The following is a 25,464-nucleotide window of genomic DNA, read 5'->3' as shown; positions in this document are numbered from 1 at the left end:
GCCTCTGGGGGTGCGGTCAGCGCACGAACAGCTGGTACACCAGCTTCAGGATCGCCTTGTTGTAGGGCGGGTAGATCAAGCGCGCGGCATTGAGGCGTTGCTTGATAAACACCCCCTTGGCCTTGCTGAAGGTGAGGAAACCCTCGTGGCCGTGGTAGTGGCCCATGCCCGAGGGGCCGACGCCGCCGAACGGCAGGTCGTCCTGGGCCACGTGCAGCAGGGTGTCGTTGAGGCACACGCCGCCGGAGTGGGTCTCGTGCAGCACGCGCCGTTGCTCGCGTTTGTCGTAGCCGAAGTAGTAGAGGGCCAGCGGGCGGGGGCGTCGGTTGATATAGGCGAAGGCGTCTTCGATGCGTTCATAGGGCACCACCGGCAGCAGCGGGCCGAAGATTTCCTCCTGCATCACCTGCATGTCGTCGCCGACGTTCAGCAACAGGCAGTGCGGCATGCGTCGGCCCTGGGCCTGGGGGTACAGCGGCAGCAGGGTGGCGCCCTTGTCTTCGGCGTCGGCCAGGTAGGCCTCGAGGCGCTGTTGCTGGCGAGGGTTGATGATCGCGGTGTAGTCCGGGTTGTCCGCCAGTTGTGGGTAGAAGCCCTGCACGGCGGTGCGGTAGGCGGCGACGAAGCCCTCGACGCGGTCCCTGGGCACCAGCACATAGTCGGGCGCCACGCAGGTCTGCCCGGCATTCAGGGTCTTGCCGAAGGCGATGCGCTCGGCGGCGTCCTGCAACGGCACGTCGGCTGAGACGATGGCCGGCGACTTGCCGCCCAGCTCCAGGGTCACCGGGGTCAGGTTGTCGGCGGCGGCGCGCATCACATGCCGGCCTATGCCGGTGGCGCCGGTGAACAGCAGGTGGTCGAACGGCAGTTTGGAGAAGGCCATGCCGACTTCCGCCTCGCCCAGCACGACGCCGATCAGGTCCTCGGGGAAGACCTCGGCCAGCAGTTCCTTGAGCAGCTGCGCGGTGGCCGGAGTCGACTCGCTCATCTTGATCATCACCCGGTTGCCGGCGGCCAGGGCCCCGACCAGCGGGCCCATGGCGAGGAACAGTGGGTAGTTCCACGGCACTATCACCCCGACCACGCCCAGCGGCTGGTAGATCACCCTGGCCGCGGCCGGCATGAAGGGCAGGCCGACGCTGCGCCGCGAGGGCTTCATCCAGCGCTTGATGCGCCGGCGCGCGTAGTGGATGCCGTGCAGGCTGGGCATCAGCTCGGCGAGCAGGGTCTCGTCGGCCGAGCGGTTGCCGAAGTCCTGGCTGACGGCCTGGATCAGGGCGTCCTGCTGCGCGACCAGCAGCTGCCCGAGGCTCTTCAGCCACTGCCTGCGCTGTTCGGCCGGCGGCATGGGGTTGGCCTGGAAGGCCTGGCGCTGGCGGGCGAAGTTGGCCTCCATCTGGGCGATCTGCTGCTGGCTGTGTTGCAGGTTTCGTTCGAGATAGGTGACGTCGGCGACCATGTGCGGCTCCTCGGCGGTCTGGCGGTGCGCTCCGCGGTGCCGCGAAGCGAGGCGACCGCGGCGGGCTGGAGGAATTTTTAGAGCAATTGCTCTAAAGTGTCAAACGACAGGCCGCTCGCACGCCCGGGTAGCGTCCGGGGCGACGCCCCCTGTACCTTTGTCGAACCGATCGAGTCGCAGTCGAGCTGCTTATGGCGCCTTCCACCAAGACCCGCGAGCGCATCGTCCAGGCCAGCCTGGCGTTGTTCAATGCCCAGGGCGAACGCAACGTCACCACCAACCATATCGCCGCCCATCTGGGCATCTCGCCGGGCAACCTGTACTACCACTTCCGCAACAAGCAGGCGATCGTCGCCGAGCTGTTCGGCCAGTACGAGGCCCATGTCGATGCCTTCCTGCGCCTGCCGGAGGGGCGGGCGCTGACCATCGCCGACAAGACCCTGTACCTGGAGGCGCTGCTGGCGGCGATGTGGCGCTTCCGCTTCCTGCACCGCGACCTGGAGCACCTGCTCGACAGCGACGCGGAGCTGGCCGCGCGCTACCGGCTGTTCGCCCGGCGCTGCCTGCAGGCCGGCGGGGCCATCTACCAGGGCTTCGTCGAGGCCGGGATACTGCGCATGCAACCGGCGCAGATAGAGGCGCTGGCGCTCAATGCCTGGATCCTCATGACCTCCTGGGTGCGCTTTCTCGGGACCACCGCCGGGCAGACCGCGGACCTCAACGAGGACTCGCTGCGCCGGGGCATCTATCAGGTGTTGGCGCTGGAGGACGGCTATATCGCCGAGCCGGCGCGCGAGGCCGTCGAGGCGCTGCACCGCCGGCTGCATGTGCCGCTGGAGCAGGTGCTCTAGGTTGCTGCCTGCGCGGTGAGCCACTGCGGGATGCGCCGCTCCAGATAGTAGGCGGGGCGGCGCAGGGTGCCCTCGACGAAGCCGACATGGCCGCCGTGGCGGTGCAGTTCGAACTCGATGCCCGGAGCCAGTTCGGCCGGCTCCGGCAGGCTGTGGCGGAACACGAAGGGGTCGTCGGCGGCCTGGATGATCAGGGTCGGGGTGCGGATGCGGCCGAGGAAGTAACGGCTCGAGGCACGCTGGTAGTAGTCCTGGGCATCGCTGAAACCGTGCAGCGGTGCGGTGATGCGGCCGTCGAAGTCCCAGAAGGTGCGCAGGTCGTCCAGCGGGCCGAGCCGCTCCAGGGTCGCCAGGCGCTCGGCCTGGCCCAGGTCGGCGAACAGGCGCTGTTTGCTGCGCACGTAGGCGACCATCTCGCGCATGAAGTGCGCCTGGTAGACCCGCGAGAAGCCCTGGCCGATGCGGTCGGCGCACTGGTCCAGGCGAAACGGCACGGACACTGCCACGGCGCCGTGCAAGAGGCTGTCGCCGCCGGCCTCGCCGAGGTGCTTGAGCAGCACGTTGCCGCCCAGGGAGTAGCCCACCGCATAGAGCGGCGCCCGGGGCCGTTGCGCGCGCAGGTGATGCAGGGTTTCGGCCAGGTCCTCGCTGGCGCCGGAGTGGTAGCCGCGCGCCAGCCGATTGGGCTCCCCCGAGCAGCCGCGCCAGTTCAGCGCCACGCTGGCCCAGCCCCGGGCGGCCAGGGCCTGTTGCAGGCCGACCACGTAGAGGGAGTCGGACGAGCCGGTCAGGCCGTGCAGCACCAGCACCAGGGGCGCGTCGGCGCTGTGCGGACCGTGCCAGTCGAGGTCGAGGAAGTCGCCGTCGGCCAGCCACAGGCGCTCGCGCCGGCGCCGCAGCACCACCGGTTTGCGGCACAGCGGATTCCACAGGGTCTGCAGGTGCGGGCCGGGTAGCCACCAGGCGGGTTGGAAGGTCGGGCTCATGGCTCAGTGTACGGCCGCTGGGCGAGGCGGGGGCGCCTTTACTCGCCGCGCTGCCAGAGGGCGTAGTACACCTGGCCGGCCTGTTTCTCCCGGTGCAGGCGCCAGTTGCCCGGCAGGCCGAGGGTCGAAGGCGGCGTCTCGCTCTCGCTGTAGACCCAGGCGCGCTCGGCGAGCCAGCCGCGATCTTCCAGCAGCGCGCAGATCGGCGCCAGCAGGTCCTGGTGGAAGGGCGGGTCGAGGAACACCAGGTCGAAGGGCGTGGCCGGTTGCTGCTGCAGGTAGGCCAGGGCGTCGGCCTGCAGCAACTGGCCGTTTTCGCAACCCAGGGCTTGCAGGTGGCCGCGCAGGGCGGCCACCGAGTCCGGGTTGAGGTCCAGGGCCAGGGCGCTGCTGGCGCCGCGCGACAGCGCCTCCAGGTACAGTGCGCCGCTGCCGGCGAAGGGATCGAGGACCCGGGCGCCCTCGACATGGGGGGCGAGCCAGTTGAACAGGGTCTCGCGCACCCGGTCAGGCGTCGGCCTTAGGCTTGGGCCATCGGGGAAGGCGAAGCGGCGCGAGCGCCACTGGCCGCCGATGATGCGCAGCTGGCCCTGGCCGCCGTGGGCCTTGGTCGGTTTGGCGGGGGACTTGCGCATCAGTGCTCCGGGACGCCAGTGGGTTGTGCGGCGGGGGTGTCCGTCGGTGGCGGCAGCTCCTGCTGCGCCACATCGGGGCCGGCGCTGACGATCACCAGGGCCTCGGGGTCGAGGTGGCGGCGCAGTGCCGCCTTGACCTGCTCGACGCTCAGGGCCTTGACCTCGGCCATGAAGGTCTCCAGGTGGTCCAGCGGCAGGTCGTAGAAACCGATGCTGCCGAGCTGGCCGGCGATCGCCGCATTGCTCGCGTTGGACCGCGGGAAGCTGCCGGCCAGTTCGCGCTTGGCATCGTCCAGCTCCTTCTGGGTCGGCCCCTTGTCCAGGTAGTCGCGCAGCAGCTCCTTGACCAGTTGCAGGGTGCCGGCACTGAGCTCGGCGCGGGTCTGCAGGCTGATCATGAAGGGGCCGCGGGCCTGCATGGCGCTGAAGCCGGAGTAGACGCCGTAGGTCAGGCCGCGCTTCTCGCGCACCTCCTCCATCAGGCGGGTGCCGAAGCCGCCGCCGCCGAAGATCTGGTTGCCCAGGTAGAGGGCGGCATAGTCCGGGTCGCGGCGGTCGATGCCGAGCTGGGCGAGCATCAGGTGGGTCTGTTTGGATGGGAAGTCGATGTGGCTGGCGCCGGCCTCGGGAGCCTCCGGCTGGGCGATATGCGGCAGGGCCGGACCCTGCGGCAGGGCTGCCGAGACCTGGGCGGCCAGGGCCTCGGCCTCGCTGCGCGAGAGATCGCCGACCAGGGCGATCACCGCGTTGCCGGCGGCATAGGCCTTGGCGTGGAAGGCTTGCAGCTGGGCACGGTCGATCGCCGGGATGGATTCGGCGGTGCCGTCGCTGGGGTGGGCGTAGGGGTGCTCGCCGTACAGGCGCCGGAACAGCTCGAGGCTGGCCAGCTTGCCCGGGTCCTGCTTCTGGTACTCGAAACCGGCCATCAGCTGGTTCTTGATGCGCGTCAGGGCGTCCTCGGGGAAGGTCGGCTGGCCGAGTACCTCGCCGAACAGGCGCAGCGCCGGATCTCGAATGTCGCGGGCGCTGAGGGCGCGCAGGCTGGCCACCGCCATGTCGCGATAGGAACCGTTGCCGAACTGGGCGCCGAGGTTCTCGAAGCCGGCGGCGATGGCGCCGACGTCCTTGCCCGGCACGCCCTCGTTGAGCATGGCGTTGGTCAGCATGGCCAGGCCCGGCACGCCGTCGTCCTGGCTGCTGCCGGCGGCGAAGATCAGACGCAGGTCGAACATCGGCAGTTCGCGGGCCTCGACGAACAGCACCTTGGCCCCTTCGGCGGTCTGCCAGGTCTGGATCTGCAGGTCGCGGCGGTTCGGCTCCTGGCCGTTCAGTTCGGCGAGGGACTCCAGCCGGTCGCGCTCGAGCGCGGCGGGAACGGACTCGACCGGGTCCTCGCGGTCGACCAGCAACAGCAGGATCGCCAGCAGCACCAGGAGCGCCAGGGCCAGCAGGCCATAACGCAGCGTATTGCGTTCACTCATCACGCGCCTCCTCGGGCAGGACATAAGCGACGCTGAGGCGGTCGCGGGTGAAGAAGGTGCGCGCGGCTTCCTGGATGTCGGCCGGGGTGACGGCCTCCAGTTCGGCCAGCTCCTGGTCGATCAGCTTCCAGGACAGGCCGACGGTCTCCAGCTGGCCGATGGCGGTGGCCTGGCTGGTGATCGAGTCACGGTCGTAGACCAGCCCGGCGATGACCTGGGCGCGTACCCGGGCCAGTTCCTCGGCCGAGGGCGGATTCTGCTGCAGGTCCTGCAGCTCGCGCCACAGGCCGGCCTCGGCCTGCTCCAGGGTCTTGCCGGTCTGGGTGTTGGGGGTGGCGGACAGCACGAACAGGCTGTCGCCGCGGGCGTAGGCGTCGTACCAGGCGGAGGCGCCGGAGACCAGCTCCTCGCCGCGCTCCAGGCGGGTCGGCAGGCGCGCGCTGTAGCCGCCGTCGAGCAGGGTGGCGATCAGGCGCAGGGCATGCACCTGGCGCGGCTGCTGGGCGGTGGCCAGGCCCGGCACGTTGAAGCCCATCAGCAGGTTCGGCAGCTGGGTCTTGAGGTGCAGGGTGAGGCGCCGCTCGCCGGGTGCCGCCAGCTCGCGCGGCGCCTTGGCGGTCGGCACGGCGCGGCGCGGGATGGGGCCGAAGTAGCGCTCGGCCAGGGCCTTGACCTCGCCGGCGCCGACGTCGCCGACCACCACCAGGGTGGCGTTGTTCGGCGCGTACCAGGCCTGGTACCAGGCCCGCAGCTCCTCGACGCTCATGCGTTCGAGGTCGGCCATCCAGCCGATGGTCGGGGTGTGGTAGCCGCTGGCGGGGAAGGCCATGGCCTTGAAGCGCTCGTAGGCCAGGTTCGAGGGCTTGTCGTCGGTGCGCAGGCGCCGCTCTTCCTTGATCACCTCGATCTCGCGCTGGAACTCGTCGGCCGGCAGCTTGAGGCTGGCCAGGCGGTCGGCCTCCAGTTCCAGGGCCACGGCCAGGCGGTCGCGCGCCAGCACCTGGTAGTAGGCGGTGTAGTCGTCGCTGGTGAAGGCGTTCTCCTCGGCGCCCAGTTCGCGCAGGATGCGCGAGGCCTCGCCGGGGCCGAGCTTGCGGCTGCCCTTGAACATCATGTGCTCCAGGGCATGGGACAGGCCGGTCTGGCCGGGCGTCTCGTAGCTGGAGCCGACCTTGTACCAGAGCTGGGACACCACCACCGGCGCGCGGTGGTCTTCGCGGACGATGACCTTCAAGCCGTTGTCCAGGCTGAATTCGTGGGTCGGTTGCGGGGCGGCGGCCAGTGCCATCATGGGCAGGCAGAGCACGCCGAGGGCGGCGCCGACGGCGCGGCGGGCAATCGTATTCATTAACTGTCGACCTGTCGGGCGGGCCCGCGTGGACTTAGCGTCGGCGGGCGCGGAGGTGCTAGGATACTCATCCGTTTTACTGGCGGCCATGCCTGTTACGCCTGCTGAAAACCGTTGTGCAGCGTCCCGTGGCTTCGCCCGGCCCGCCTGCTCGCTGTTTGCAGGCCTGCCTAGCGGCGCGCCGCTCCTTTGAGATAGCCGTCCTCCATGTTTGGTTCCAACGACGACAAGAAGACTCCCGCCGCACCTGCGGCCGAGCAACCGGCCGAGAAAGGCGCGGAAAAACCAGCGGAAAAGAAGGGCCTTTTCGGCTGGCTGCGCAAGAAGCCGCAGACCCCGGCCGATAACGCTACCGCGGCGCCCGGCGCACCCGAGCCGTCTGCTCAGATCGAGACGCCCGCCGCGCCGCCGGCGCCAGAGGCGCCCCTCGCCTCCGTGGCCGAGCGTGCAACGTCCAGTGCTCCGGCGGTGCCCCAGCCGGCCGGTACGGCGCAGGTGCCGCCCGCGGCAGAGCGTTCCCCCGCCCCTGCGGAACCCCTTGCCGAAAGCTCGCCCGAGGCCACGCCGCCGGTAACAGCAGCGCCCGAGGCCGCGCCGCCCAGCACCTCGCGCTTTCGCATCAATGCTGGCAGCGAGGTGCTGCACGCGCCGACGCCGACGCCTATGGCCGAGCCCGAGCCGGTCGCACCGCCTCCTCCAGTGGTCGAGGCGCCGGTCGAGCAGGCCAAGCCGGGCGACAACCAGGGCGGCTGGTTCGCCCGCCTCAAGCAGGGCCTGTCGAAGACCAGCGCCAGCCTCGGCGAGGGCATGGCCAGCCTGTTCCTCGGCAAGAAGGCCATCGACGACGACCTGCTCGACGAGATCGAGACCCGCCTGTTGATGGCCGACGTCGGCGTCGAGGCCACCACCGCAATCATCCAGAGCCTGACCCAGAAGGTCGCGCGCAAGCAGCTGACCGACAGCGGTGCGCTGTACAAGGCGCTGCAGGAAGAGCTGACCGCGCTGCTCAAGCCGGTCGAGCAGCCACTGCGCATCGACCACGCCAAGCGGCCCTATGTGATCCTGGTGGTCGGGGTGAACGGCGTCGGCAAGACCACCACTATCGGCAAGCTGGCCAAGAAGCTGCAGCTGGACGGCAACAAGGTGATGCTGGCGGCCGGCGACACCTTCCGCGCCGCGGCGGTGGAGCAGCTGCAGGTGTGGGGCGAGCGCAACCAGATCGCGGTGATCGCCCAGCACACCGGCGCCGACTCCGCCTCGGTGATCTTCGATGCGGTGCAGGCCGCCAAGGCGCGCGGCATGGACGTGCTGATCGCCGATACGGCCGGGCGCCTTCACACCAAGGACAACCTGATGGAGGAGCTGCGCAAGGTGCGTCGGGTGATCGGCAAGCTCGACGACAGCGCACCCCACGAAGTGCTGCTGGTGCTGGACGCCGGCACCGGGCAGAACGCCATCAACCAGGCCAAGCAGTTCAACCAGACCGTCAGCCTCAGCGGCCTGGCCCTGACCAAGCTGGACGGCACCGCCAAGGGCGGGGTGATCTTCGCTCTGGCCAAGCAGTTCGGCCTGCCGATCCGCTATATCGGCGTCGGCGAAGGCATTGACGATCTGCGTACCTTCGAGGCCGAGGCCTTCGTCCAGGCGCTGTTCGCGGAGAAATAGGGATGATTCGATTCGAGCAGGTCGGTAAACGTTACCCCAACGGTCACGTCGGGCTGCACGAGCTGAGTTTTCGCGTGCGCCGCGGCGAGTTCCTCTTCGTCACCGGCCATTCCGGCGCCGGCAAGAGCACCTTGCTGCGCCTGATCCTGGCGATGGAGCGGCCCACCAGCGGCAAGCTGCTGCTGGCCGGGCAGGACCTGGCGCAGATCACCAATGCGCAGATCCCCTTCCTGCGCCGGCAGATCGGCGTGGTATTCCAGAACCATCAGCTGCTGTTCGACCGCAGCGTGTTCGACAACGTCGCCCTGCCGCTGCAGATCCTCGGCCTGGGCAAGACCGAGATCGGCCAGCGGGTCGGTGCCGCCCTGGAGCGGGTGGCCCTGGCGGACAAGGCCGAGCTGTTTCCCGGCGACCTGTCCACCGGCCAGCAGCAGCGCGTCGGCATCGCCCGGGCCATCGTCCATCGCCCGGCCCTGCTGCTGGCGGACGAGCCCACCGGCAACCTCGACCCGCGCCTGGCCGCCGAGATCATGGGGGTGTTCGAGGACATCAACCGCCTCGGCACCAGCGTGCTGATCGCCAGCCATGACCTGGCGCTGATCGCCCGCATGCGCCACCGCATGCTGACCCTGCAACGCGGTCGCCTGATCGGCGACGGGGAGGCCGTATGAGCGCGACCCGCATGCCGCCACCGCAACCGGCCCAGCGCGTCGGCGCCGTGCCGAAGAAGGCCGAGCAGAAGGCCCCGGACGACGGCCCGGATTTCCGCAGTCAGCTGCACGCCTGGCTGGAGAGCCACCGCGCCAGCCTGGTCGACAGCCTGCGCCGCCTGGCCAAGCAGCCGATCGGCAGCTTCTTCACCTGCCTGGTGATGGCCGTGGCCCTGAGCCTGCCCATGGGCCTGGCGCTGTTGCTGGACAACGTCGAGAGCCTCGGCGGCTCCTGGCAGCGCGCCGCGCAGATTTCCCTGTACCTGCAGCTGGACGCCAGCGATGCCCAGGGCCAGGCGCTGCGCGAAGAGGTCGCGGCGATGGACGAGGTCGCCGAGGCCGAGTGGATCAGCCGCGAGCAGGCCCTGGACGAGTTCCAGCAGCAGTCGGGCCTGGGCGAGGCGCTCAAGGAACTGCCGGACAACCCGCTGCCCGGGGTGGTGCTGGTCACCCCCAGGGAAATCGACAAGGCCACCCTGGAGGCCCTGCGCCTGCGCCTGGCCGAGCTACCCAAGGTGCAGCAGGCCCAGCTCGATCTGCTCTGGGTCGAGCGCCTGACGGCCATCCTCCACCTGGGCGACCGCTTCGTCTTCGGCCTGACCCTGCTGCTGGTGCTGGCCCTGTTGCTGGTGATCGGCAACACCATTCGCCTGCATATCGAGAACCGCCGCACCGAGATCGAGGTGATCAAGCTGGTCGGCGGCACCGACAGCTACGTGCGCCGGCCCTTCCTCTATATGGGCGCGCTCTACGGCTTCGGCGCCGGGCTGTTGGCCTGGCTGGTGCTGGCCTACGGCCTGGGCTGGCTGAACGATGCGGTGGTGCGCCTGGCCGGGCTGTACGGCAGCGACTTCGCCCTGGCCGGGGTGCCGGCGGCGGACGGCCTGTCGTTGTTGCTGGGGGCCGTGCTGCTGGGTTACATCGGCGCCTGGCTGGCCGTGGCCCGGCATTTGAGCGAGCTGGCGCCGCGGTAGTAACTGATTGATTTCTTTAATATTGACTATCTGTAACGGAACTTGTATACGCGTTCCTAGTCGTATTGCGCAGTGCTACACTGCATGCGTTTAGTGAGTCGGAGGGTTCGAATGTCAACGTCCTTGCAACCTGTCCATGCCCTAGTCCCAGGCGCCAACCTGGAGGCTTACGTGCACGCGGTCAACAGCATCCCGCTGCTGAGCCCGGAGCAGGAGCGCGAGTTGGCCGAGAGTCTCTACTACCAGCAGGATCTCGAGGCCGCGCGGCAGATGGTGCTGGCCCACCTGCGTTTCGTCGTGCACATCGCCCGCAGCTATTCCGGCTACGGCCTGGCCCAGGCCGACCTGATCCAGGAAGGCAACGTCGGCCTGATGAAGGCGGTCAAGCGCTTCAACCCGGAGATGGGCGTGCGCCTGGTGTCCTTCGCCGTGCACTGGATTCGCGCCGAGATCCACGAGTTCATCCTGCGCAACTGGCGCATCGTCAAGGTCGCCACCACCAAGGCCCAGCGCAAGCTGTTCTTCAACCTGCGCAGCCAGAAGAAGCGCCTGGCCTGGCTGAACAACGACGAAGTGCATGCCGTGGCCGACAGCCTGGGCGTCGAGCCGCACGAAGTGCGCGAGATGGAGAGCCGCCTGACCGGCCAGGACATGGCCTTCGACCCGGCCAACGATGCCGACGACGACAGCGCCTTCCAGTCGCCGGCCCAGTACCTGGAAGACCATCGCTACGATCCGGCGCGCCAGCTGGAGGACGCCGACTGGAGCGACAGCGCCACCGCCAACCTGCACGAGGCCCTGGAAGGGCTCGACGAGCGCAGCCGCGACATCCTCTACCAGCGCTGGCTGGCCGAGGAGAAGGCCACACTGCACGACCTGGCCGCCAAGTACAACGTCTCCGCCGAGCGCATCCGCCAGCTGGAGAAGAACGCCATGAACAAGCTCAAGGGCTCGATCGCGGCGTAAACGCCTCATCCGAACAAGCCGCACCCGGGTGCGGCTTTTTTCTGCCTGGAGAAAACCATGAAGATGCCGCCGCTGCGCCTGCAGCACGGGCTGCTGTTCGCCGCCGTCGCCCTGCTGTTCTTCGCCTGGGGCGCCTGGCTGGTGCGCGGGCCGCAGCCGGCCGAGCCGCTGCCCTGGCTGGCCGAGTGGCAGGCGGATGTGCTGGTGCCCCTGGCCGAGGAGCGCCTGCATCTGGCGGAGCTGAGCGCCCTGGTGGCCGGTGAGCTGTGGTTGCAGCCGCGCCCGGACGGGGCGCGCCTGCTGTATCGCGGCGAATGGCAGGCCGACGGCGAGCCCTGGCGCCTGGAGGCCGAGCTGGCGCTGAGTGAAGTCGAGCGCGAGAGCCTGATGGCGGCGGCGGGTGACGCCGAACAGCCGCTCGCCGGCGCGCTGCTGGCGCAGCTGGGGCCGCACGAGGTCGTCGGCCTGACCCTCGCCCCGCAGGGCGCCGTGAGCGTCGCGCGGCTGACCGCCAGCCTCGGCCAGCCGCGTCTGCGACTGCAGCTGGAAGTGGGGGAGGCCTGGGTCTATCCGCGGCTGGGCCTGACCGTCCACAGCGAGGACGAGCGCTTGCGTCTGTTGCAGGTCGTGCCGCGACGCGTGCTGAGCGTGCGTTGACACTGGCCGCAGGGCGACTGCCCTATAGCTGGTTGAGGTAGTGGCTGCCGCCGAGCTGCCACATCTGTTGGCGGATCCAGGCGGCACGGCGGGCGACTCGGCTGTTCGGCCGGCTGGCGCTCCACTGGCGCGGGTTCGGCAGCACCGCGGCCAGCAGGCTGGCCTGCTGGCGTGACAGGTAGGGCGCGCCCCTGCCGAAGTGCTGCCGGGCCGCGGCCTCGGCGCCGAACACCCCCACTCCCCACTCGGCGCTGTTGAGGTAGACCTCGAGAATGCGCTGCTTCGGCCAGAGCAGTTCGATCAGCGCGGTGAACCAGACCTCCACGCCCTTGCGCAGCCAGCTGCGCCCGGACCAGAGAAACAGGTTCTTCGCCACCTGCTGACTCAGCGTGCTGGCGCCGCGCACCGAACCGCCCTGGCGGTTGTGGCTGATCGCCGCACGGATGGCGGCGACATCGAAGCCCCAGTGCTCGGCGAACTTCTGGTCCTCGGCGGCGATCACCGCGACTTTCAGGTCGTCGGGCAGCTCGCTCCAGGGACGCCAGCTGCGTTGCAGGTCGATCGGCTGGCCGGCGACCCAGGACTGCACCTTGCGCTCGACCATCAGCGCCGTGCCCGGCGGCGGCACCCAGCGAAACAGCAATACCAGCAGGGCCGTGGCGGCCATGAAGTAGAGCAGCAGCTTCAGCAGTTGGCGGCGGATGGAGCGGAACATGCGAGCTTGGCCGTTGGAGGAGGGCGGGCCATTATAGCGGCCACCCTCGAATTGTCTGGAGTGCCCATGGCTCGTTTATGGTTGTTGCTGGCCGCCCTCGCCGGATTCACCGGCGTCGCCCTCGGCGCCTTCGCCGCCCATGGCTTGAAGGGTCGGCTCGGCGCCGACTACCTGGCGGTGTTTCAGACCGGGAGTCATTATCAGCTGCTGCACGCCCTGGCGCTGTTCGGCGTCGCCCTGCTGGCGCTACGGGCGCCGGGGCGTCTGGTCAATCTGACCGGCGGACTGTTCGCCTTGGGCATCCTGCTGTTTTCCGGCAGCCTGTACGGCCTGGCCCTCAGCGGGGTCGGCGCGCTCGGCCTCATCACCCCCTTCGGCGGCCTGGCCTTTCTCGGCGGCTGGTTGTGCCTGGGGCTGCTGGCGTGGCGAATAACCTGACTCTGGCGTCAGGAAGCTGGACGAACGGCGCCCTTTAGCCTTGGTCATCGCCGGTGATCGGGCTAGAATGCCGTCCTCCTTTCTAGTCGTGACCGCCCCGTTATGCGCATTCAGTTGAACGGTGAAGCATTCGAGCTGCCCGATGGCCAGACCGTCGCCGAGTTGCTCGCTCGCCTTGACCTGGCCGGCCGGCGTGTCGCGGTCGAGCTGAATCTGGACATAGTGCCCCGCAGCCAGCACGCCAGCACCGCCCTGCGCGACGGTGACCGGGTGGAAGTGGTGCACGCCATCGGCGGCGGCTGAGGCCGCCTTGCGCAACGTCCCCCGTCTTAGCCCCGAGGATTTTTCGATGAGCCATGTTCGCAGCGACAAGCCCTTCACCCTGGCCGGCCGCACCTACCGGTCGCGCCTGCTGGTGGGCACCGGCAAGTACAAGGATCTCGACGAGACCCGTGCGGCCATCGAGGCCTCGGGGGCGGAGATCGTCACGGTCGCCGTGCGCCGCACCAATATCGGCCAGAACCCCGGCGAGCCGAACCTGCTCGATGTGATCAGCCCGGAGCGCTACACCATCCTGCCGAACACCGCCGGCTGCTACGACGCCGAGGACGCCGTGCGCACCTGCCGCCTGGCCCGCGAGCTGCTCGACGGCCACAAGCTGGTCAAGCTGGAAGTGCTGGCCGACCAGAAGACCCTGTTCCCCAACGTCATCGAAACCCTCAAGGCCGCCGAAGTGCTGGTCAAGGACGGTTTCGACGTGATGGTCTACACCAGCGACGACCCGATCATCGCCCGCCAGCTGGCGGAGATGGGCTGTATCGCGGTGATGCCGCTGGCCGGCCTGATCGGCACCGGCCTGGGCATCTGCAACCCCTACAACCTGCGCATCATCCTCGAAGAGGCGACGGTGCCGGTGCTGGTCGATGCCGGCGTGGGTACCGCCTCCGACGCCACCATCGCCATGGAGCTGGGCTGCGAGGCGGTGCTGATGAACAGCGCCATCGCCCATGCGCAGAATCCGGTGCTGATGGCCGAGGCCATGAAGTACGCCATCGAGGCCGGACGCCTGGCCTACCTGGCCGGACGCATGCCGAAGAAGCTCTACGCCAGCGCTTCGTCGCCGCTGGACGGCCTGATTCGCTGAGTCCTGGCCGCCTCGAACCCCACCGATTTTACGAGTACCCGATGACCGAATCCCACGACCCCTCGGCTGCGGCCGAGGAACAGCGCCCGATGCGCACCATCAAGAGCTTCGTCATGCGTGCCGGACGCATGACCGAGGGCCAGCAGCGCGGCCTGGACCAGGGCTGGCCGCAGTTCGGCCTGGAGCTGGAGGCCGGTGGCCAGGACTTCGACCGGGTGTTCGGCCGCAGTGCGCCGCGTACCTTCGAGATCGGCTTCGGCATGGGCCACTCGTTGCTGGAGATGGCCGCCGCCGCGCCGGAGCAGGACTTCATCGGCGTCGAGGTGCACAAGCCGGGTGTCGGTGCCCTGCTCAACGGCCTGATGACCCAGCGGCTCGGCAATGTCCGGGTGTACAGCTGCGACGCCCTGGAGGTGCTGCGTCAGTGCGTGGCCGATGCCAGCCTCGACCGCCTGCTGCTGTTCTTCCCCGACCCCTGGCACAAGGCCCGCCACCACAAGCGGCGCATCGTCCAGCCGGCCTTCGCCGAGCTGGTACGGCAGAAGCTCAAGGTCGGTGGCGTGCTGCACATGGCCACCGACTGGCAACCCTATGCCGAGCACATGCTCGAGGTGATGCAGGCTGCGCCGGGCTATCGCAACCTGGCTGCCGACGGCCAGTACGTGCCGCGTCCGCCGGAGCGGCCGATCACCAAGTTCGAGCGCCGCGGCGAGCGCCTCGGCCATGGCGTCTGGGACCTGAAGTTCCAGCGCAGCGAGTAAACAGGCTTCCGGCGCCGAGCCTATCGGCGCCAGCGCAGGACGATTGCATAAGACCGGGACAACCCGGCGCCAGGACGGCTCCTCACCGTCAGTATCCATAACGCCTACCCCGGCAGCGGGGCGGGCTCGATAGGCAGTGGCGCCCGCCGTCAGCTGCTGTGAGGAGAGTATTGTCTTGAGAAAGCTTTCATTGCTGTTGCTGGCGGCCATGGTGTTGCCCGCGCAGGCCAAGATCGACGCCGTACAGGCGGCGCGCCTGGGGCAGGACCTGACCCCGCTCGGCGGCGAACGCGCCGGCAATGCCGCCGGTACCATCCCCAGTTGGCAGGGCGGCCTGGCCCGGCCGCCGGCCGGCTACCGGCCGGGCATGCACCACCCCGATCCCTACGCCAGCGACGCGCTCCTGTACCGGGTCGGGGCGGACAACCTGGAGCAGTATCGGCCCCTGCTGTCGGCCGGACACCAGGCGCTGCTGGCGAGCCACCCCGACTATTTCCTGCGCGTCTACCCGGCCCGGCGCAGTGCCGCGGCGCCGCAACGCATCTACGATGCCACCCGCTTCAATGCGCGGAACGCCGAGCTGATCTCCGGCGGCAACGGCGTGGCCGGGGTGGCCGCCGGTATCCCCTTCCCGCTGCCGCAGGGTGGCCAGCAGGCGATCTGGAACCACATCATGCGTTATCGTGGCGACCAGATCAGCATGGTCACCAACCAGGCGGCGGTGCTGGCCAACGGCGCCTACAACCTGCTCAAGCTGGAGCGCGACGTCTACTTCCTCTACGGCCGCGAAGGCGTCAGTCCCCAGGACCTGGACAACACCCTGTTCTATTACAAGTACAAGGTGGTCGCGCCGGCCAAGCTGTCCGGCTCGGCGCTGGTGGTGCAGGAGACCCTCGACCAGGTCCTGGCGATTCGCAAGGCCTGGCGCTTCAACCGCGGCGAGCGCCGCGTGCGTCGCCTGCCGATGCTGGCCTACGACAGCCTGCAGCCGGATACCAACGGCATGGCCACCGCGGACATGGTCGACTCTTATAACGGCGCGCCGGACCGTTACCAGTGGGCGTTGCTCGGCAAGCGGGAAATGCTGGTGCCCTACAACAGCTATGCGGTGCACCAGCGCGGCATCCCCTACGACAGCATCCTGCAGCGCAACACGGTCAACCCCGCTCTGCTGCGCTACGAGCTGCACCGGGTCTGGGTGGTCGAGGCCGAGTTGCGCACGGGCTTCGGTCACCCCTATGGCAAGCGTCGTTTCTATCTGGACGAGGACAGCTGGCAGATTCTCGCGGTCGACTTGTACGACAAGCACGGCGAGTTGATCGGTCTGCAGGAAAGCCACCCGATCAGCTATTACGAGGTGCCGATGTTCGGCAGCACCCTGGAAACCCTCTACGACTTCAAGGGCGGGCGCTACTTCGTCGACGGCCTGGACAACAACGAGTCGATGTACGACTTCGCCGCCGACCTGGGGCCCCGTGACTTCACCCCGCAGGCGCTACGCCGCGCGGGCAACTGAGTCGATTGGCCGCCCGAACGGGCGGCTTTTTTCTGCCGGCTGCCGAGCCGGCGTCAGCCAGGATCACGCCCTCGTCTGGGGGCATACCGCGCGGCGGCAAAATAAGCGGAAAAATTTTAGGCGGCTCTGTCGATTGTGCGATTCGCCCTTCGACCATGAAGCAGAACCGGTGGTGAGGCCCCGGCATCCGCACCGGTCCTTCAACCCTTTGCTGCAGGAGGCAAGAGCATGCGATTCATGGTGATAGTCAAGGCCAGTCAGGCATCCGAGGCGGGCGTGATGCCCAGCGAAGAGCTGTTGGCGGCGATGGGCCGTTATAACGAGGAGCTGGTGGCAGCCGGCGTACTGTTGGCCGGCGAGGGCCTGCACCCGAGTGCCAAGGGGGCACGCGTACGATTTTCCGGTGAGCAGCGGCAGGTGATCGCCGGTCCGTTCGCCGAGACCAAGGAGCTGATCGCCGGCTACTGGCTGTTCCAGGTCGAGTCGCTGGAAGAGGCGGTCGAATGGGTCAAGCGTTGCCCCAACCCGATGCCCGGGGAGTCGGAGATCGAGATCCGCCAGCTGTTCGAGGCCGAGGATTTCGGCGCCGAACTTACCCCCGAGCTGCGCGAGCAGGAAGAGCGCATCCGCGAACAGATTGCCCGGCAGCAGTGACCCTCTGACCGAGCGACGGAGTCAAGCATGAACATCAATCCCTACCTGACCTTCGATGGCGACTGCGAGGCCGCCTTCGGCTTCTATGCGCAGTGCCTGGGCGGCACCCTCCAGGCGCTGCTGCGCTTCGGCGAAACCCCGGCCGGCGCCGAGGTGCCGGCGGATTGCCGCGACAAGGTCATGCACGCCTGCCTGATGTGGGGCGATCAGGCCTTGATGGGCTCGGACTGCCACCCCACGCAGCCCTACGAGCCCATCCGCGGCTGCTGGGTGACCCTGCATCCTGACAGCGTGGCGGAGGCCGAGCGGATCTTCGCCGCCCTGGGCGAAGGGGGCAGCGTGCAGATGCCGCTGCAGCAGACCTTCTGGGCGGAGCGCTTCGGCATGCTGGTCGACCGCTTCGGCGTGCCCTGGATGATCAACTGCGCGCCGGCTAGCTGATCGCCAGGCCTAGCTACGGTCGGCGAGCACGCCGATGAGGAAGAACGACAGCAGCAGCACCGGCGCCAGGGTGTAATTGTTGAAATGGCCGAGGCCCTGGGCCAGCCAGGGGGTGAGGAAAATCATCGCCAGGCCGTAGCCGACCGCACAGAGCAGCACGAACAGCAGGGTGCGCAGGAAGAAGTTGAGGCCGCCGATGCTGCGCTGCACCCAGGCGTTGATGGCGGGGCCGAACAGCACCAGCAGGGTGGCCATGATCGCCAGGGAGATGTCGTACAGATGGCCACGGCTCCAGCGCGACAGGGTGGCGATCAGTTCGAGTAGCAGGTCCATGCGGGGTCCTTAGCGCCGCGGGCGCGCGATGTGCCGGTCAGGGCAGGAAGTGTTGCAGCAGGTCGTTGAGGAACAGCTGGCCCTCGCGGGTCGCGCGCAGCCGCGCCGGGTCGCCGTGCAGCAGGCCACGGCGCTCGGCCTCGCCGCGTGCCTCGGCGAGCAGCGTCTGCGGCAGGCCGGTGCGCTCGGTGAACAGGCTGCTGGCCACGCCATCGGTGAGGCGCAGCACGTTCATCAGGAACTCGAAGGGCAGTTCGTCCGGGCCCAGCACCCGCTCGCCGGCGCTGAAGCGCTTGCCGGCATCCAGGTAGTCCTTGGGCAGGCGGGTCTTCCAGCTGCGCTTGATCGTGCCGTCCGGGCTGCTCAGCTTGGCGTGGGCGCCGGCGCCGATGCCGAGGAAGTCGCCGAAGGTCCAGTAGTTGAGGTTGTGCCGCGCCGCCTTGCCCGCTTGGGCATAGGCCGACACCTCGTACTGGTCGTAGCCGTGTTCGGCCAGCAGGGCCTGGCCGGCTTCTTGGATGTCCCAGAGGGTGTCGTCCTCCGGCAACGTCGGCGGCTGATTCCAGAACACCGTGTTCGGCTCCAGGGTCAGCTGGTACCAGGACAGGTGGGTCGGCGCCTGGGCGAGGGCGATGCGCAGGTCGCCCAGGGCGTCGTCCAGGGACTGCTCCGGCAGGCCGTGCATCAGGTCCAGATTGAAGTTGTCGAAGCCGGCGGCGCGGGCCATGTCGGCGGCGCGGATGGCCTCCTCGCCGTCGTGGATGCGCCCCAGGGCCGCCAGCTTCTCGGCCTGGAAGCTCTGCACGCCGATCGACAGGCGATTGATGCCGAGCGCGCGGTAGGCGCTGAACTTGGCCTGCTCGAAGGTGCCGGGGTTGGCCTCCAGGGTGATCTCGATGTCGGCGGCGAAGGGCGCGCGGCGCTCGACGCCTTCGAGCAGGCGGCCGAGGGCCTGGGCGGAGAACAGGCTGGGGGTGCCACCGCCGAAGAAGATCGAGGTCAGCGGGCGACCGTGGACCTGGTCCAGGTCTTCATCGAGATCGGCGAGCAGGGCGTCGACATACGCCTGTTCCGGCAGGCTCGGGCCGGCGGCGTGGGAATTGAAGTCGCAGTAGGGGCACTTCTTCACGCACCAGGGGATGTGGATATAGAGGGCCAGCGGGGGCAGCCGAAAGCCCCCGTCCGGGGAGCGCTTCATGCCAGCCCCAGGCGCTGCTTGAGCAAGGCCATGGCGCGGGCGCGGTGGCTGAGCTGGTTCTTCAGGGACGGGGGCAGTTCGGCGCTGGAGCACTGCCGTTCCTCGACCCAGAACAGCGGGTCGTAGCCGAAGCCCTGGTCGCCGCGCGCCTCGTGCAGGATGCGCCCGTGCCACAGGCCTTCGCAGAGGATCGGCAGCGGGTCTTCGGCGTGGCGCAGCAGGGCCAGGGCGCAGACGAACTGGGCGCCGCGCTGGGCATCGGGTACCGCTTTGAGGGCCTCGAGCAGCTTGGCGTTGTTGGCCGCATCGCCCTGGCCACCGGCGTAGCGCGCCGAATAGATGCCCGGCGCGCCGCCGAGAAAGTCCACCGCCAGGCCGGAGTCGTCGGCCAGGGCCGGCAGGCCGGACACCCGCGCGGCGTGGCGGGCCTTGAGGATGGCGTTCTCCACGAAACTCAGGCCGGTCTCTTCGGGTTCGACGCTGCTGAACTCGCCGACCGAGCGCACGCGCACGACGTCGCCGAGCATGGCCTGGAGTTCCTTGAGTTTGCCGGCGTTATGGCTGGCGAGTACGAGTTCGCTGAAGGGCATCATTCGTCGGGGAAGAATTCCTGGTTGAAGTCGAAGCTGTGGGCGACGCCGTCGCCGGCCTGGACGCTGATGGTGAAGCGCAGCACCTCGCGGTTCTCGAAGGGGAACTGCGCCAGGTAGTAGATCGCCGTGCCTTCGTTGACCTGCTTGAACTTCAAGGGATGGCTCTGCCCGAGCAGGTTCTTCACCGCGCCGTTGACGTTGGCGGCCATGGGTGTGCCGGCCTTGAGCACGGAGATGTTGACCACGCCCTGGCTCTTGCTGCGCACCAGGCCGGCGGCTGCGGCGATCTCGGGCTGGAGAAAGCCGGAATTGAAGGCGATGTAGTGCACGTCCAGCTCGCCGAAGCTGTGCTTGCGCTCGGCAAGCGCCGGCAGGCTCAGGCACAGGGCGATAAACAGAATGGCGATGCGGCGCATGGGAACTCTCCTGCAAGTTTGGCCCTGGCAAGGCGCACGGCTCAGCCGGCGCTCTGCGCATCCAGGGCGGTGGGCCCGCTGATTCGGTAGATGCCGATCTCACCTAACAGATTAGGCCAAATCCGGCTGGCCCAGCCGTGGCGATGGTCGCGGTCCACCGCCAGGCGCTCCTGCACCCGGGCGTTCTGCGCGTGGCACAGGCGCTCGAAGTCCTCGAAGGTGCAGAAGTGGATGTTCGGCGTGTTGTACCAGGTGTAGGGCAGGAAGTCGGAGACCGGCATGCGGCCCTTGCTGGCCAGGTACCAGCGGCAGCGCCAGTGGCCGAAGTTGGGGAAGGTGATGATGCAGGTGCGGCCGACCCGCAGCATTTCCGCCAGGACCCAGTCGGGGTAGTGCAGGGCCTGCAGCGACTGGGTCATCACCACCACGTCGAAGCTGTCGCTGGCGAAGTTGCCCAGACCCTGGTCGAGGTTCTGTTCGACCACGTTGACGCCGCGCTCGATGCAGCGGGCGATCTTCTCCGGGTCGATCTCCAGGCCGTAGCCGCTGACGCCCTTGTTGTCGCGCAGCCAGGCCAGCAGCTCGCCGTCGCCGCAGCCGAGGTCGAGCACGCGGCTGCCGGCGGGAATCCACTCCTGGATGATGTCCAGATCCGCTCTCATGGGTGCCTCATACTGCAATTCGGTTCATATAGCTGGAGAAGGCCTGCAGGTAGCGCGGGATCGGCATGAGGAAGGCGTCGTGGCCCTGGGGGGCGTCGATCTCCAGGTAGCAGACGTTCTTGCGCGCGGCCATCAGCGCATCGACGATCTCCCGCGAGCGCGCCGGGGAGAAGCGCCAGTCGGTGGTGAAGGAAATCACGCAGAAGTCCGCCGTCGCCGTGGCCAGGGTCCTGGCCAGGTCGCCCTCGAAGGCGGCGGCCGGGTCGAAGTAGTCCAGGGCCTTGGTCATCAGCAGGTAGGTGTTGGCGTCGAAGCGCCCGGAGAACTCCTCGCCCTGGTAGCGCAGGTAGCTCTCGACCTGGAACTCGACGCTGTGAAAGTCGTAGTTGAGCTTCTCGCTCTTCAGCCCGCGGCCGAATTTTTCGCCCATGGCGTCGTCGGACAGGTAGGTGATGTGGCCGACCATGCGCGCCAGCATCAGCCCGCGCCTGGGGATCACGCCCTGTTCCTGGAAGTGCCCGCCGTGGAACTCCGGGTCGGTGAGGATGGCCTGGCGCGCCACCTCGTTGAAGGCGATGTTCTGCGCCGACAGCTTGGGCGCCGAGGCGATCGCCAGGCAGTGGCGCACCCGTTCCGGGTAGCTGATGGTCCACTGCAGGGCCTGCATGCCGCCGAGGCTGCCGCCGACCACGGCCGCCCACTGCTCGATGCCCAGGGTGTCGGCCAGGCGCGCCTGGCTGTGCACCCAGTCTTCCACCGTCATCACCGGGAAGTCGGCGCCGTAGGGCTTGCCGGTGGCCGGGTTGAGGCTGGAGGGGCCGGTGGAGCCGTTGCAGCCGCCGAGGTTGTTCAGGCTGACGACGAAGAACTTGTCGGTGTCGATCGCCTTGCCCGGGCCGATGCAGCTGTCCCACCAGCCGGGCTTGCGGTCGTCCGGGCTGTGGTAGCCGGCGGCATGGTGGTGGCCGGAGAGGGCGTGGCAGATCAGCACCGCATTGCTGCGCGCCGCGTTCAGCCGACCATAGGTCTCGAAGATCAGCTGGTAGTCGGCCAGGCTGCGTCCGCAGGCCAGGGTCAGGGGCGCGGCGAACTGCACCACCTCGGGCGTCACCAGGCCAACGGAATCTGGAGGAAAGGCAGTCGGCATCGACCCTGCTCGCGAAATCGGAAGAAAAACGAAGTGCAGCAGTCTAAAGAGCGCCGCTGCCTGCGGCAAGCACAGGGGCGGCGCGCTTGGGCCGGGCCGCGACTAGTCGGTGGCGCCAAGGGCGCGGCGGGCCCCCGGCAGGCTGACCACCTTGCCCTGGCGCTGCACAGGCGCCGGCCGGCGCAGGGCCCGCAGCATCTCGCCGGCCTGGGCCAGCTGCTGCTGCAATTCGTCGCGGTAGTGCGCCAGTCGCTGGGTGCGCTGGCGGCTCTGCTGGGTGTCCTGGGCCAGGACCTTGAGCCGCAGCATATGGGTCTCCAGCAACTGCTTGTGCTCCAGGCTGTGCTGCATCAGCGGCATCAGGGCATCGCCGGCCCAGTGCTCGGCGTCCTGGCGCAGGCGCTGGTGCAGGCCGACGACCTCCTGTGCCAGGGTGGCGAAGAAGCGCCGGGTCAGGCTGCGCTGCTCGGTGAGCAGGGTCTTGAGGTGTAGGCGGAACTGGTCGGCCTTGGCCCGCAGCTGCTCGAGCTCGCGCTGGTAGCGCTCGAGGTCGAACTGCGGCGCGTCGACCCCGTGCAGCGGGTTCTCCTCGTTGTGCCGGCAGTAGATGGCGGCGACCATGCGGTTGGCCATCTCGGCCTCGTGGGCCAGGCTGTGCAGGTCGCTCTGCACCGCGCGGAAGAAGTGCAGGATGGCCTGGTTGATGCCCAGCGTGGTCCAGCTGCCGGTGAGGTGGCGCCGGACCCTGTCCAGGTGCTGCTCGAGACGTTCGGGGCGCACCGCGGCGCGCAGCAGGTCGCCCTGACGTTTGAGCAGGCGCTGGTTGGTCTTCAGGCCGAGTAGGCGCCTGTGGTGCAGGCCGTGGTCTGCCTTGGTCTTGGCGGTCAGCTCGAACAGCAGCTGGCCGTTGTCCTGTTGCTGGTTGTTGAGCAGGGCCTGCTGCTCCTTGACCTTCTCCAGGCGCAGGCCGAGCACGTGCTGGCTGTTGTGGAGCAGGGCCAGCACCTGATTGACCACGCGGTCCTCGAGCAGGCGCTCCTTCTGCGCGACGATGCGTTCGCACAGCAGGGCTTCCAGGCCGTTCATCTGGCTGCGGACGAGCAGCGCCGGGTCCTTGCGCACCTTGGCCAGCAGGGCCTGCTTGGCCGACAGCGGCAGCACTTCCTCGGGGCGGATGCCGAGTTGCTTGGCGGTACTGGCCTGGATTCGGCCGATGGCGTTCTGCACGAAGGCCTCGCCGGCCAGGTCGTCCCACAGCACGTCGATCTTGTTGAGCACGGCGAACAGGCTGGTCTGGGTGTCGTCGTCGAGCTGGCGGATATGTTGTTGCCAGATCGCCATGTCGCTGGCGCTGACGCCGCTGTCGGCCGACAGCAGGAAGATGATCGCCTGGGCGCTGGGCAGCATCGACAGGGTCAGCTCCGGCTCGCTGCCCAGAGCGTTGAGGCCCGGTGTGTCGAGGATGCGCAGGCCCTGGCGCAGCAACGGGTGGTCGAAGTTGATCAGGGCATGGCGCCAGGCCGGTACCAGCACCTGTCCGGGCTTGCCGGTGCTCTCCAGCATGTCCGGGTGGAAACCCAGCTGAATCGCCTGTTCCACCGGCATCGGCTTGGCCCTGGCCACCTGGGCGAAGGCCTGGGCCATGTTGTCCGGGTCGCTGGGGTCCAGGGGAATGTTCACCCAGTGCCGGGGAATGCGCTTGAACTGCGAGACATTGGCCTCGGAGAGGCGCGTCTCGATGGGCAGCAGGCGGATATAGGCGCGCTCCGAGCGCGGATCGAAGTACAGCTCGGTGGGGCACATGGTGGTGCGCCCGGCCTGGGACGGCAGCATGCGCTGGCCGTACTCGGAGAAGAACAGGGCGTTGATCAGTTCGGTCTTGCCGCGGGAGAACTCGCCGACGAAGGCCAGGGTGATGTGGTCGGTGCGCAGCAGGCGCAGGGCGCGCTCGAGTTTGGCTTCCACCGCCTCGGAGCCGAGGCGGTTGGTCACCAGCCAGCTGCGATAGCGGCTGATCTCGCGCATCAGCTCGCGCTTCCAGGTGACGTAGGCATCGACCTGCTGACTGAGACGTTCCATGCTCATCCTGGCGTTCCTCTCGGTAGCGCGCCCTCGAACGGCGGCCCGGCGCAGGTCTCGTCCGGGCCCTGGGGCCGCGCTGCACGCGCAGGCCTGGCGGGCATTATGCGGGGCGGTTGGCTGGCGTCAATTGGCCAGCGCCACGCGCCCGCCTGGTGGTCGCCCAGGCGGGCCGAACGGTCGGGCCGCGGGGGCGACGCGGTTGGGCTTCAGATCGCCAGGCTGAGGCCCTGGTACATGCCGGTCATCACCGCCAGGTTGCGGATCACCAGCATGTCGATCAGGTTGAGTGCCAGGAAGGCGACGATAGGCGACAGGTCCAGCCCCCCCATGCTCGGCATGAAGCGGCGGATCGGCATCAGCAGCGGCTCGCAGATCTGCTGGATCAGCTCGACCGCCGGATTGTGGCTGCCCTGGGCGACCCAGGAGAGGATCACGCCGATGATCAGGGCGAAGAAGAACACCTTGAGGAACAAGGCGGTGACGCCGATGATCGACCAGACCAACAGTTGCAGCGGGTTGCCGGTGCCGTAGCCCATCAGCATCAGGGTCAGGGTCATCAGCAGTAGCTGGACCAGGATCGCCAGCACCAGCGAGGCCAGGTCCAGGCCGGCGAAGCCGGGGATGATCTTGCGCAGTGGCTTGAGCAGCGGCTGGGTGGCGCGCACGATGAACTGGCTGAGCGGGTTGTAGAAGTCCGCGCGCACCAGTTGCAGGATGAAACGCAGCAGCACCACCAGCAGGTACAGGCTGCCGAGGGTCTGCAGGATATAAACCGCAGCGGTGTTGAGTCCGATCATGGTTGGCTCCTTATTGGCCCAGCTGTTCGGCCAGCTCCGCCGAGCGGCGGGCGGCGGCATTCAGTGCTTGTTCGACCAGGGTCTCGAAGCCGCCGGCCTGGAAGCTGTTGATCGCCGCTTCGGTGGTGCCGGCGGGGGAGGTCACGCGGCGGCGCAGTTCGGCCGCGTCGACGTCGCTGGCCACCGCCATGCGCGCGGCGCCGAGGGCCGTGTGCAGGGTCAGCTGGGCGGCGGTGTCGCGCGGCAGGCCGAGCTTTTCGCCGGCGGCAGTCATCGCCTCGATCAACAGGAAGAAGTAGGCCGGGCCGCTGCCGGATACCGCGGTGACCGCATCGATCAGCCGCTCTTCGTCCAGCCACAGGGCCAGGCCGACCGCGCTGAGCACCTGTTCGGCCTGCTGGCGCTGAGCCGCCGACACCCGGGCGTTGGCATACAGGCCGCTGACGCCCTGGCGCAGCAACGCCGGGGTGTTGGGCATGCAGCGCACGATGGCACGCGGCCCCAACCAGTTTTCCAGGCTGGCGCAGGTGATGCCGGCGGCAACGGAGACGATCAGCTGGCCCTCTTTCAGGTGCGGCGCCAGGTCCAGGCACACGGCCTTGATCACCTGCGGCTTGACCGCCAGGACGATCAGCTCGGCGCCCTCGATGGCCTCGGCGTTGGCGGCGAAGGTGGCGATGCCGTGCTCGGCGGCGATCCTGGCGCGCTGTTCGGCACCGTGGTCGCTGGCGCGGATGGCGTCGGTCGCGACGCCCTGGGCGAGCAGGCCGCCGATCAGGCTGGCGGCCATGTTGCCGGCGCCAATAAAGGCAATGCGTGGGTCGTTCATGTGGGC

General features: G+C 68.5%; 28 protein-coding genes. 13 read left to right on the top strand and 15 right to left on the bottom strand.

Annotation, left to right across the window (positions count from 1 at the left end):
- Positions 1 to 16: 16 nt before the first annotated feature.
- A complete protein-coding gene (locus SBP02_RS19475) occupies positions 17 to 1,459 on the bottom strand; it encodes a coniferyl aldehyde dehydrogenase (protein WP_318644048.1) in 1,443 nt (480 codons plus the stop codon).
- 191 nt (positions 1,460 to 1,650) lie between these two features.
- On the opposite strand from SBP02_RS19475, the gene SBP02_RS19470 reads away from it, so the two are divergent.
- On the top strand, positions 1,651 to 2,310 hold the full coding sequence (locus SBP02_RS19470) for a TetR/AcrR family transcriptional regulator (protein ID WP_318644047.1): 660 nt from the start codon (positions 1,651 to 1,653) through the stop codon (positions 2,308 to 2,310).
- On the opposite strand, the gene SBP02_RS19465 is transcribed toward SBP02_RS19470, so the two are convergent.
- The 4 genes from SBP02_RS19465 to SBP02_RS19450 are packed head-to-tail and all read right to left on the bottom strand — an operon-like array spanning position 2,307 to position 6,760.
- The gene (locus SBP02_RS19465; protein ID WP_318644046.1) at positions 2,307 to 3,296 is read right to left on the bottom strand and encodes a hydrolase; all 990 of its coding nucleotides are present in this window, start codon (positions 3,294 to 3,296) and stop codon (positions 2,307 to 2,309) included. The two genes, SBP02_RS19470 and SBP02_RS19465, sit on opposite strands and share 4 nt — an antisense overlap.
- Before the next feature lie 38 nt (positions 3,297 to 3,334).
- On the bottom strand, positions 3,335 to 3,931 hold the full coding sequence (gene rsmD, locus SBP02_RS19460) for a 16S rRNA (guanine(966)-N(2))-methyltransferase RsmD (RefSeq protein ID WP_318644045.1): 597 nt from the start codon (positions 3,929 to 3,931) through the stop codon (positions 3,335 to 3,337).
- Entirely contained in the window at positions 3,931 to 5,412 is a 1,482-nt protein-coding gene (locus SBP02_RS19455; protein ID WP_318644044.1) for a M16 family metallopeptidase, read from the bottom strand. Before SBP02_RS19455 ends, rsmD begins: the two co-directional genes overlap by 1 nt.
- Positions 5,405 to 6,760: a M16 family metallopeptidase gene (locus tag SBP02_RS19450; protein WP_318644043.1), complete on the bottom strand. Its 1,356-nt coding sequence runs from the start codon at positions 6,758 to 6,760 to the stop codon at positions 5,405 to 5,407. The genes SBP02_RS19455 and SBP02_RS19450 overlap by 8 nt, the downstream gene beginning before the upstream one ends.
- Positions 6,761 to 6,967: 207 nt before the next feature.
- Here SBP02_RS19450 and ftsY point away from each other — a divergent pair, with 207 nt between their 5' ends.
- The 5 genes from ftsY (at position 6,968) to SBP02_RS19425 (ending at position 11,732) form a co-directional block, all read left to right on the top strand.
- The gene (gene ftsY / locus SBP02_RS19445) at positions 6,968 to 8,425 is read left to right on the top strand and encodes a signal recognition particle-docking protein FtsY (protein ID WP_318644042.1); all 1,458 of its coding nucleotides are present in this window, start codon (positions 6,968 to 6,970) and stop codon (positions 8,423 to 8,425) included.
- A gap of 2 nt (positions 8,426 to 8,427) precedes the next feature.
- On the top strand, positions 8,428 to 9,096 hold the full coding sequence (ftsE, locus tag SBP02_RS19440) for a cell division ATP-binding protein FtsE (RefSeq protein ID WP_318644041.1): 669 nt from the start codon (positions 8,428 to 8,430) through the stop codon (positions 9,094 to 9,096).
- Positions 9,093 to 10,109: a permease-like cell division protein FtsX gene (ftsX, locus tag SBP02_RS19435; protein WP_318644040.1), complete on the top strand. Its 1,017-nt coding sequence runs from the start codon at positions 9,093 to 9,095 to the stop codon at positions 10,107 to 10,109. The genes ftsE and ftsX overlap by 4 nt, the downstream gene beginning before the upstream one ends.
- 111 nt (positions 10,110 to 10,220) lie before the next feature.
- Positions 10,221 to 11,075: an RNA polymerase sigma factor RpoH gene (gene rpoH, locus SBP02_RS19430; protein ID WP_318644039.1), complete on the top strand. Its 855-nt coding sequence runs from the start codon at positions 10,221 to 10,223 to the stop codon at positions 11,073 to 11,075.
- Positions 11,076 to 11,132: 57 nt separating this feature from the next.
- Entirely contained in the window at positions 11,133 to 11,732 is a 600-nt protein-coding gene (locus SBP02_RS19425) for a hypothetical protein (protein ID WP_318644038.1), read from the top strand.
- A gap of 22 nt (positions 11,733 to 11,754) precedes the next feature.
- Here SBP02_RS19425 and mtgA read toward each other — a convergent pair whose 3' ends face one another.
- Complete coding sequence (mtgA, locus tag SBP02_RS19420) at positions 11,755 to 12,447, bottom strand: monofunctional biosynthetic peptidoglycan transglycosylase (RefSeq protein WP_318644037.1); 693 nt, start codon at positions 12,445 to 12,447, stop codon at positions 11,755 to 11,757.
- A gap of 66 nt (positions 12,448 to 12,513) precedes the next feature.
- On the opposite strand from mtgA, the gene SBP02_RS19415 reads away from it, so the two are divergent.
- From SBP02_RS19415 to SBP02_RS19385, 7 genes are all read left to right on the top strand, one after another.
- Entirely contained in the window at positions 12,514 to 12,885 is a 372-nt protein-coding gene (locus SBP02_RS19415) for a DUF423 domain-containing protein (protein WP_318644036.1), read from the top strand.
- 102 nt (positions 12,886 to 12,987) lie between these two features.
- Positions 12,988 to 13,188, top strand: a complete 201-nt coding sequence (thiS, locus tag SBP02_RS19410) for a sulfur carrier protein ThiS (RefSeq protein ID WP_318644035.1) — start codon at positions 12,988 to 12,990, stop codon at positions 13,186 to 13,188.
- A 46-nt stretch (positions 13,189 to 13,234) separates the two neighbouring features.
- Complete coding sequence (locus SBP02_RS19405) at positions 13,235 to 14,029, top strand: thiazole synthase (protein WP_318644034.1); 795 nt, start codon at positions 13,235 to 13,237, stop codon at positions 14,027 to 14,029.
- An 89-nt stretch (positions 14,030 to 14,118) separates the two neighbouring features.
- Positions 14,119 to 14,790, top strand: coding sequence for a tRNA (guanosine(46)-N7)-methyltransferase TrmB (gene trmB / locus SBP02_RS19400; RefSeq protein WP_318646381.1), 672 nt, complete (start codon positions 14,119 to 14,121; stop codon positions 14,788 to 14,790).
- Between the two features lie 208 nt (positions 14,791 to 14,998).
- Positions 14,999 to 16,306 carry a DUF1329 domain-containing protein gene (locus SBP02_RS19395; protein WP_318646380.1) on the top strand — a complete coding sequence of 436 codons (1,308 nt, stop codon included), beginning with the start codon at positions 14,999 to 15,001 and terminating at the stop codon, positions 16,304 to 16,306.
- 228 nt (positions 16,307 to 16,534) lie between these two features.
- A complete protein-coding gene (locus SBP02_RS19390; protein ID WP_318644033.1) occupies positions 16,535 to 16,960 on the top strand; it encodes a YciI family protein in 426 nt (141 codons plus the stop codon).
- A gap of 27 nt (positions 16,961 to 16,987) precedes the next feature.
- Entirely contained in the window at positions 16,988 to 17,401 is a 414-nt protein-coding gene (locus SBP02_RS19385) for a VOC family protein (RefSeq protein WP_318644032.1), read from the top strand.
- Between the two features lie 9 nt (positions 17,402 to 17,410).
- Here SBP02_RS19385 and SBP02_RS19380 read toward each other — a convergent pair whose 3' ends face one another.
- The 9 genes from SBP02_RS19380 to proC all read right to left on the bottom strand — a co-directional run bounded on the left by SBP02_RS19380 (position 17,411) and on the right by proC (position 25,458).
- Positions 17,411 to 17,734: a DUF3392 domain-containing protein gene (locus SBP02_RS19380; RefSeq protein WP_318644031.1), complete on the bottom strand. Its 324-nt coding sequence runs from the start codon at positions 17,732 to 17,734 to the stop codon at positions 17,411 to 17,413.
- A gap of 37 nt (positions 17,735 to 17,771) precedes the next feature.
- Positions 17,772 to 18,932 carry a radical SAM family heme chaperone HemW gene (gene hemW, locus SBP02_RS19375; protein WP_318644030.1) on the bottom strand — a complete coding sequence of 387 codons (1,161 nt, stop codon included), beginning with the start codon at positions 18,930 to 18,932 and terminating at the stop codon, positions 17,772 to 17,774.
- The gene (gene rdgB / locus SBP02_RS19370) at positions 18,929 to 19,525 is read right to left on the bottom strand and encodes an RdgB/HAM1 family non-canonical purine NTP pyrophosphatase (protein ID WP_318644029.1); all 597 of its coding nucleotides are present in this window, start codon (positions 19,523 to 19,525) and stop codon (positions 18,929 to 18,931) included. The genes hemW and rdgB overlap by 4 nt, the downstream gene beginning before the upstream one ends.
- On the bottom strand, positions 19,522 to 19,941 hold the full coding sequence (locus SBP02_RS19365; protein WP_318644028.1) for a DUF4426 domain-containing protein: 420 nt from the start codon (positions 19,939 to 19,941) through the stop codon (positions 19,522 to 19,524). Before SBP02_RS19365 ends, rdgB begins: the two co-directional genes overlap by 4 nt.
- A gap of 41 nt (positions 19,942 to 19,982) precedes the next feature.
- Positions 19,983 to 20,603 carry a methionine biosynthesis protein MetW gene (metW, locus tag SBP02_RS19360; RefSeq protein ID WP_318644027.1) on the bottom strand — a complete coding sequence of 207 codons (621 nt, stop codon included), beginning with the start codon at positions 20,601 to 20,603 and terminating at the stop codon, positions 19,983 to 19,985.
- 7 nt (positions 20,604 to 20,610) lie between these two features.
- A complete protein-coding gene (gene metX, locus SBP02_RS19355) occupies positions 20,611 to 21,750 on the bottom strand; it encodes a homoserine O-succinyltransferase MetX (protein ID WP_318644026.1) in 1,140 nt (379 codons plus the stop codon).
- A gap of 102 nt (positions 21,751 to 21,852) precedes the next feature.
- Positions 21,853 to 23,835, bottom strand: coding sequence for a dynamin-like GTPase family protein (locus SBP02_RS19350; RefSeq protein WP_318644025.1), 1,983 nt, complete (start codon positions 23,833 to 23,835; stop codon positions 21,853 to 21,855).
- Positions 23,836 to 24,038: 203 nt separating this feature from the next.
- Entirely contained in the window at positions 24,039 to 24,629 is a 591-nt protein-coding gene (locus SBP02_RS19345; RefSeq protein ID WP_318644024.1) for a YggT family protein, read from the bottom strand.
- A 10-nt stretch (positions 24,630 to 24,639) separates the two neighbouring features.
- On the bottom strand, positions 24,640 to 25,458 hold the full coding sequence (gene proC / locus SBP02_RS19340) for a pyrroline-5-carboxylate reductase (RefSeq protein ID WP_318644023.1): 819 nt from the start codon (positions 25,456 to 25,458) through the stop codon (positions 24,640 to 24,642).
- Between the last annotated feature and the right edge of the window lie 6 nt (positions 25,459 to 25,464).

The sequence above is a fragment of the Pseudomonas benzenivorans genome (assembly GCF_033547155.1).
In the GTDB taxonomy this organism is placed as follows: domain Bacteria; phylum Pseudomonadota; class Gammaproteobacteria; order Pseudomonadales; family Pseudomonadaceae; genus Aquipseudomonas; species Aquipseudomonas benzenivorans_B.
This window is presented reverse-complemented; position numbering and strand designations above follow the sequence as displayed.

Coding starts and splice junctions, on each gene's coding strand:
- SBP02_RS19470 (WP_318644047.1), top strand. CDS start 1,651: ATGGCGCCTTCCACCAAGACCCGCGAGCGCATCGTCCAGGCCAGCCTG.
- proC (WP_318644023.1), bottom strand. CDS start 25,458: ATGAACGACCCACGCATTGCCTTTATTGGCGCCGGCAACATGGCCGCC.
- rsmD (WP_318644045.1), bottom strand. CDS start 3,931: ATGCGCAAGTCCCCCGCCAAACCGACCAAGGCCCACGGCGGCCAGGGC.
- mtgA (WP_318644037.1), bottom strand. CDS start 12,447: ATGTTCCGCTCCATCCGCCGCCAACTGCTGAAGCTGCTGCTCTACTTC.
- SBP02_RS19365 (WP_318644028.1), bottom strand. CDS start 19,941: ATGCGCCGCATCGCCATTCTGTTTATCGCCCTGTGCCTGAGCCTGCCG.
- ftsY (WP_318644042.1), top strand. CDS start 6,968: ATGTTTGGTTCCAACGACGACAAGAAGACTCCCGCCGCACCTGCGGCC.
- trmB (WP_318646381.1), top strand. CDS start 14,119: ATGCGCACCATCAAGAGCTTCGTCATGCGTGCCGGACGCATGACCGAG.
- hemW (WP_318644030.1), bottom strand. CDS start 18,932: ATGAAGCGCTCCCCGGACGGGGGCTTTCGGCTGCCCCCGCTGGCCCTC.
- SBP02_RS19395 (WP_318646380.1), top strand. CDS start 14,999: ATGGTGTTGCCCGCGCAGGCCAAGATCGACGCCGTACAGGCGGCGCGC.
- SBP02_RS19475 (WP_318644048.1), bottom strand. CDS start 1,459: ATGGTCGCCGACGTCACCTATCTCGAACGAAACCTGCAACACAGCCAG.
- SBP02_RS19345 (WP_318644024.1), bottom strand. CDS start 24,629: ATGATCGGACTCAACACCGCTGCGGTTTATATCCTGCAGACCCTCGGC.
- metW (WP_318644027.1), bottom strand. CDS start 20,603: ATGAGAGCGGATCTGGACATCATCCAGGAGTGGATTCCCGCCGGCAGC.
- SBP02_RS19350 (WP_318644025.1), bottom strand. CDS start 23,835: ATGAGCATGGAACGTCTCAGTCAGCAGGTCGATGCCTACGTCACCTGG.
- SBP02_RS19385 (WP_318644032.1), top strand. CDS start 16,988: ATGAACATCAATCCCTACCTGACCTTCGATGGCGACTGCGAGGCCGCC.
- SBP02_RS19450 (WP_318644043.1), bottom strand. CDS start 6,760: ATGAATACGATTGCCCGCCGCGCCGTCGGCGCCGCCCTCGGCGTGCTC.
- SBP02_RS19415 (WP_318644036.1), top strand. CDS start 12,514: ATGGCTCGTTTATGGTTGTTGCTGGCCGCCCTCGCCGGATTCACCGGC.
- rdgB (WP_318644029.1), bottom strand. CDS start 19,525: ATGATGCCCTTCAGCGAACTCGTACTCGCCAGCCATAACGCCGGCAAA.
- ftsE (WP_318644041.1), top strand. CDS start 8,428: ATGATTCGATTCGAGCAGGTCGGTAAACGTTACCCCAACGGTCACGTC.
- ftsX (WP_318644040.1), top strand. CDS start 9,093: ATGAGCGCGACCCGCATGCCGCCACCGCAACCGGCCCAGCGCGTCGGC.
- SBP02_RS19455 (WP_318644044.1), bottom strand. CDS start 5,412: ATGAGTGAACGCAATACGCTGCGTTATGGCCTGCTGGCCCTGGCGCTC.
- SBP02_RS19380 (WP_318644031.1), bottom strand. CDS start 17,734: ATGGACCTGCTACTCGAACTGATCGCCACCCTGTCGCGCTGGAGCCGT.
- metX (WP_318644026.1), bottom strand. CDS start 21,750: ATGCCGACTGCCTTTCCTCCAGATTCCGTTGGCCTGGTGACGCCCGAG.
- thiS (WP_318644035.1), top strand. CDS start 12,988: ATGCGCATTCAGTTGAACGGTGAAGCATTCGAGCTGCCCGATGGCCAG.
- rpoH (WP_318644039.1), top strand. CDS start 10,221: ATGTCAACGTCCTTGCAACCTGTCCATGCCCTAGTCCCAGGCGCCAAC.
- SBP02_RS19425 (WP_318644038.1), top strand. CDS start 11,133: ATGAAGATGCCGCCGCTGCGCCTGCAGCACGGGCTGCTGTTCGCCGCC.
- SBP02_RS19405 (WP_318644034.1), top strand. CDS start 13,235: ATGAGCCATGTTCGCAGCGACAAGCCCTTCACCCTGGCCGGCCGCACC.
- SBP02_RS19390 (WP_318644033.1), top strand. CDS start 16,535: ATGCGATTCATGGTGATAGTCAAGGCCAGTCAGGCATCCGAGGCGGGC.
- SBP02_RS19465 (WP_318644046.1), bottom strand. CDS start 3,296: ATGAGCCCGACCTTCCAACCCGCCTGGTGGCTACCCGGCCCGCACCTG.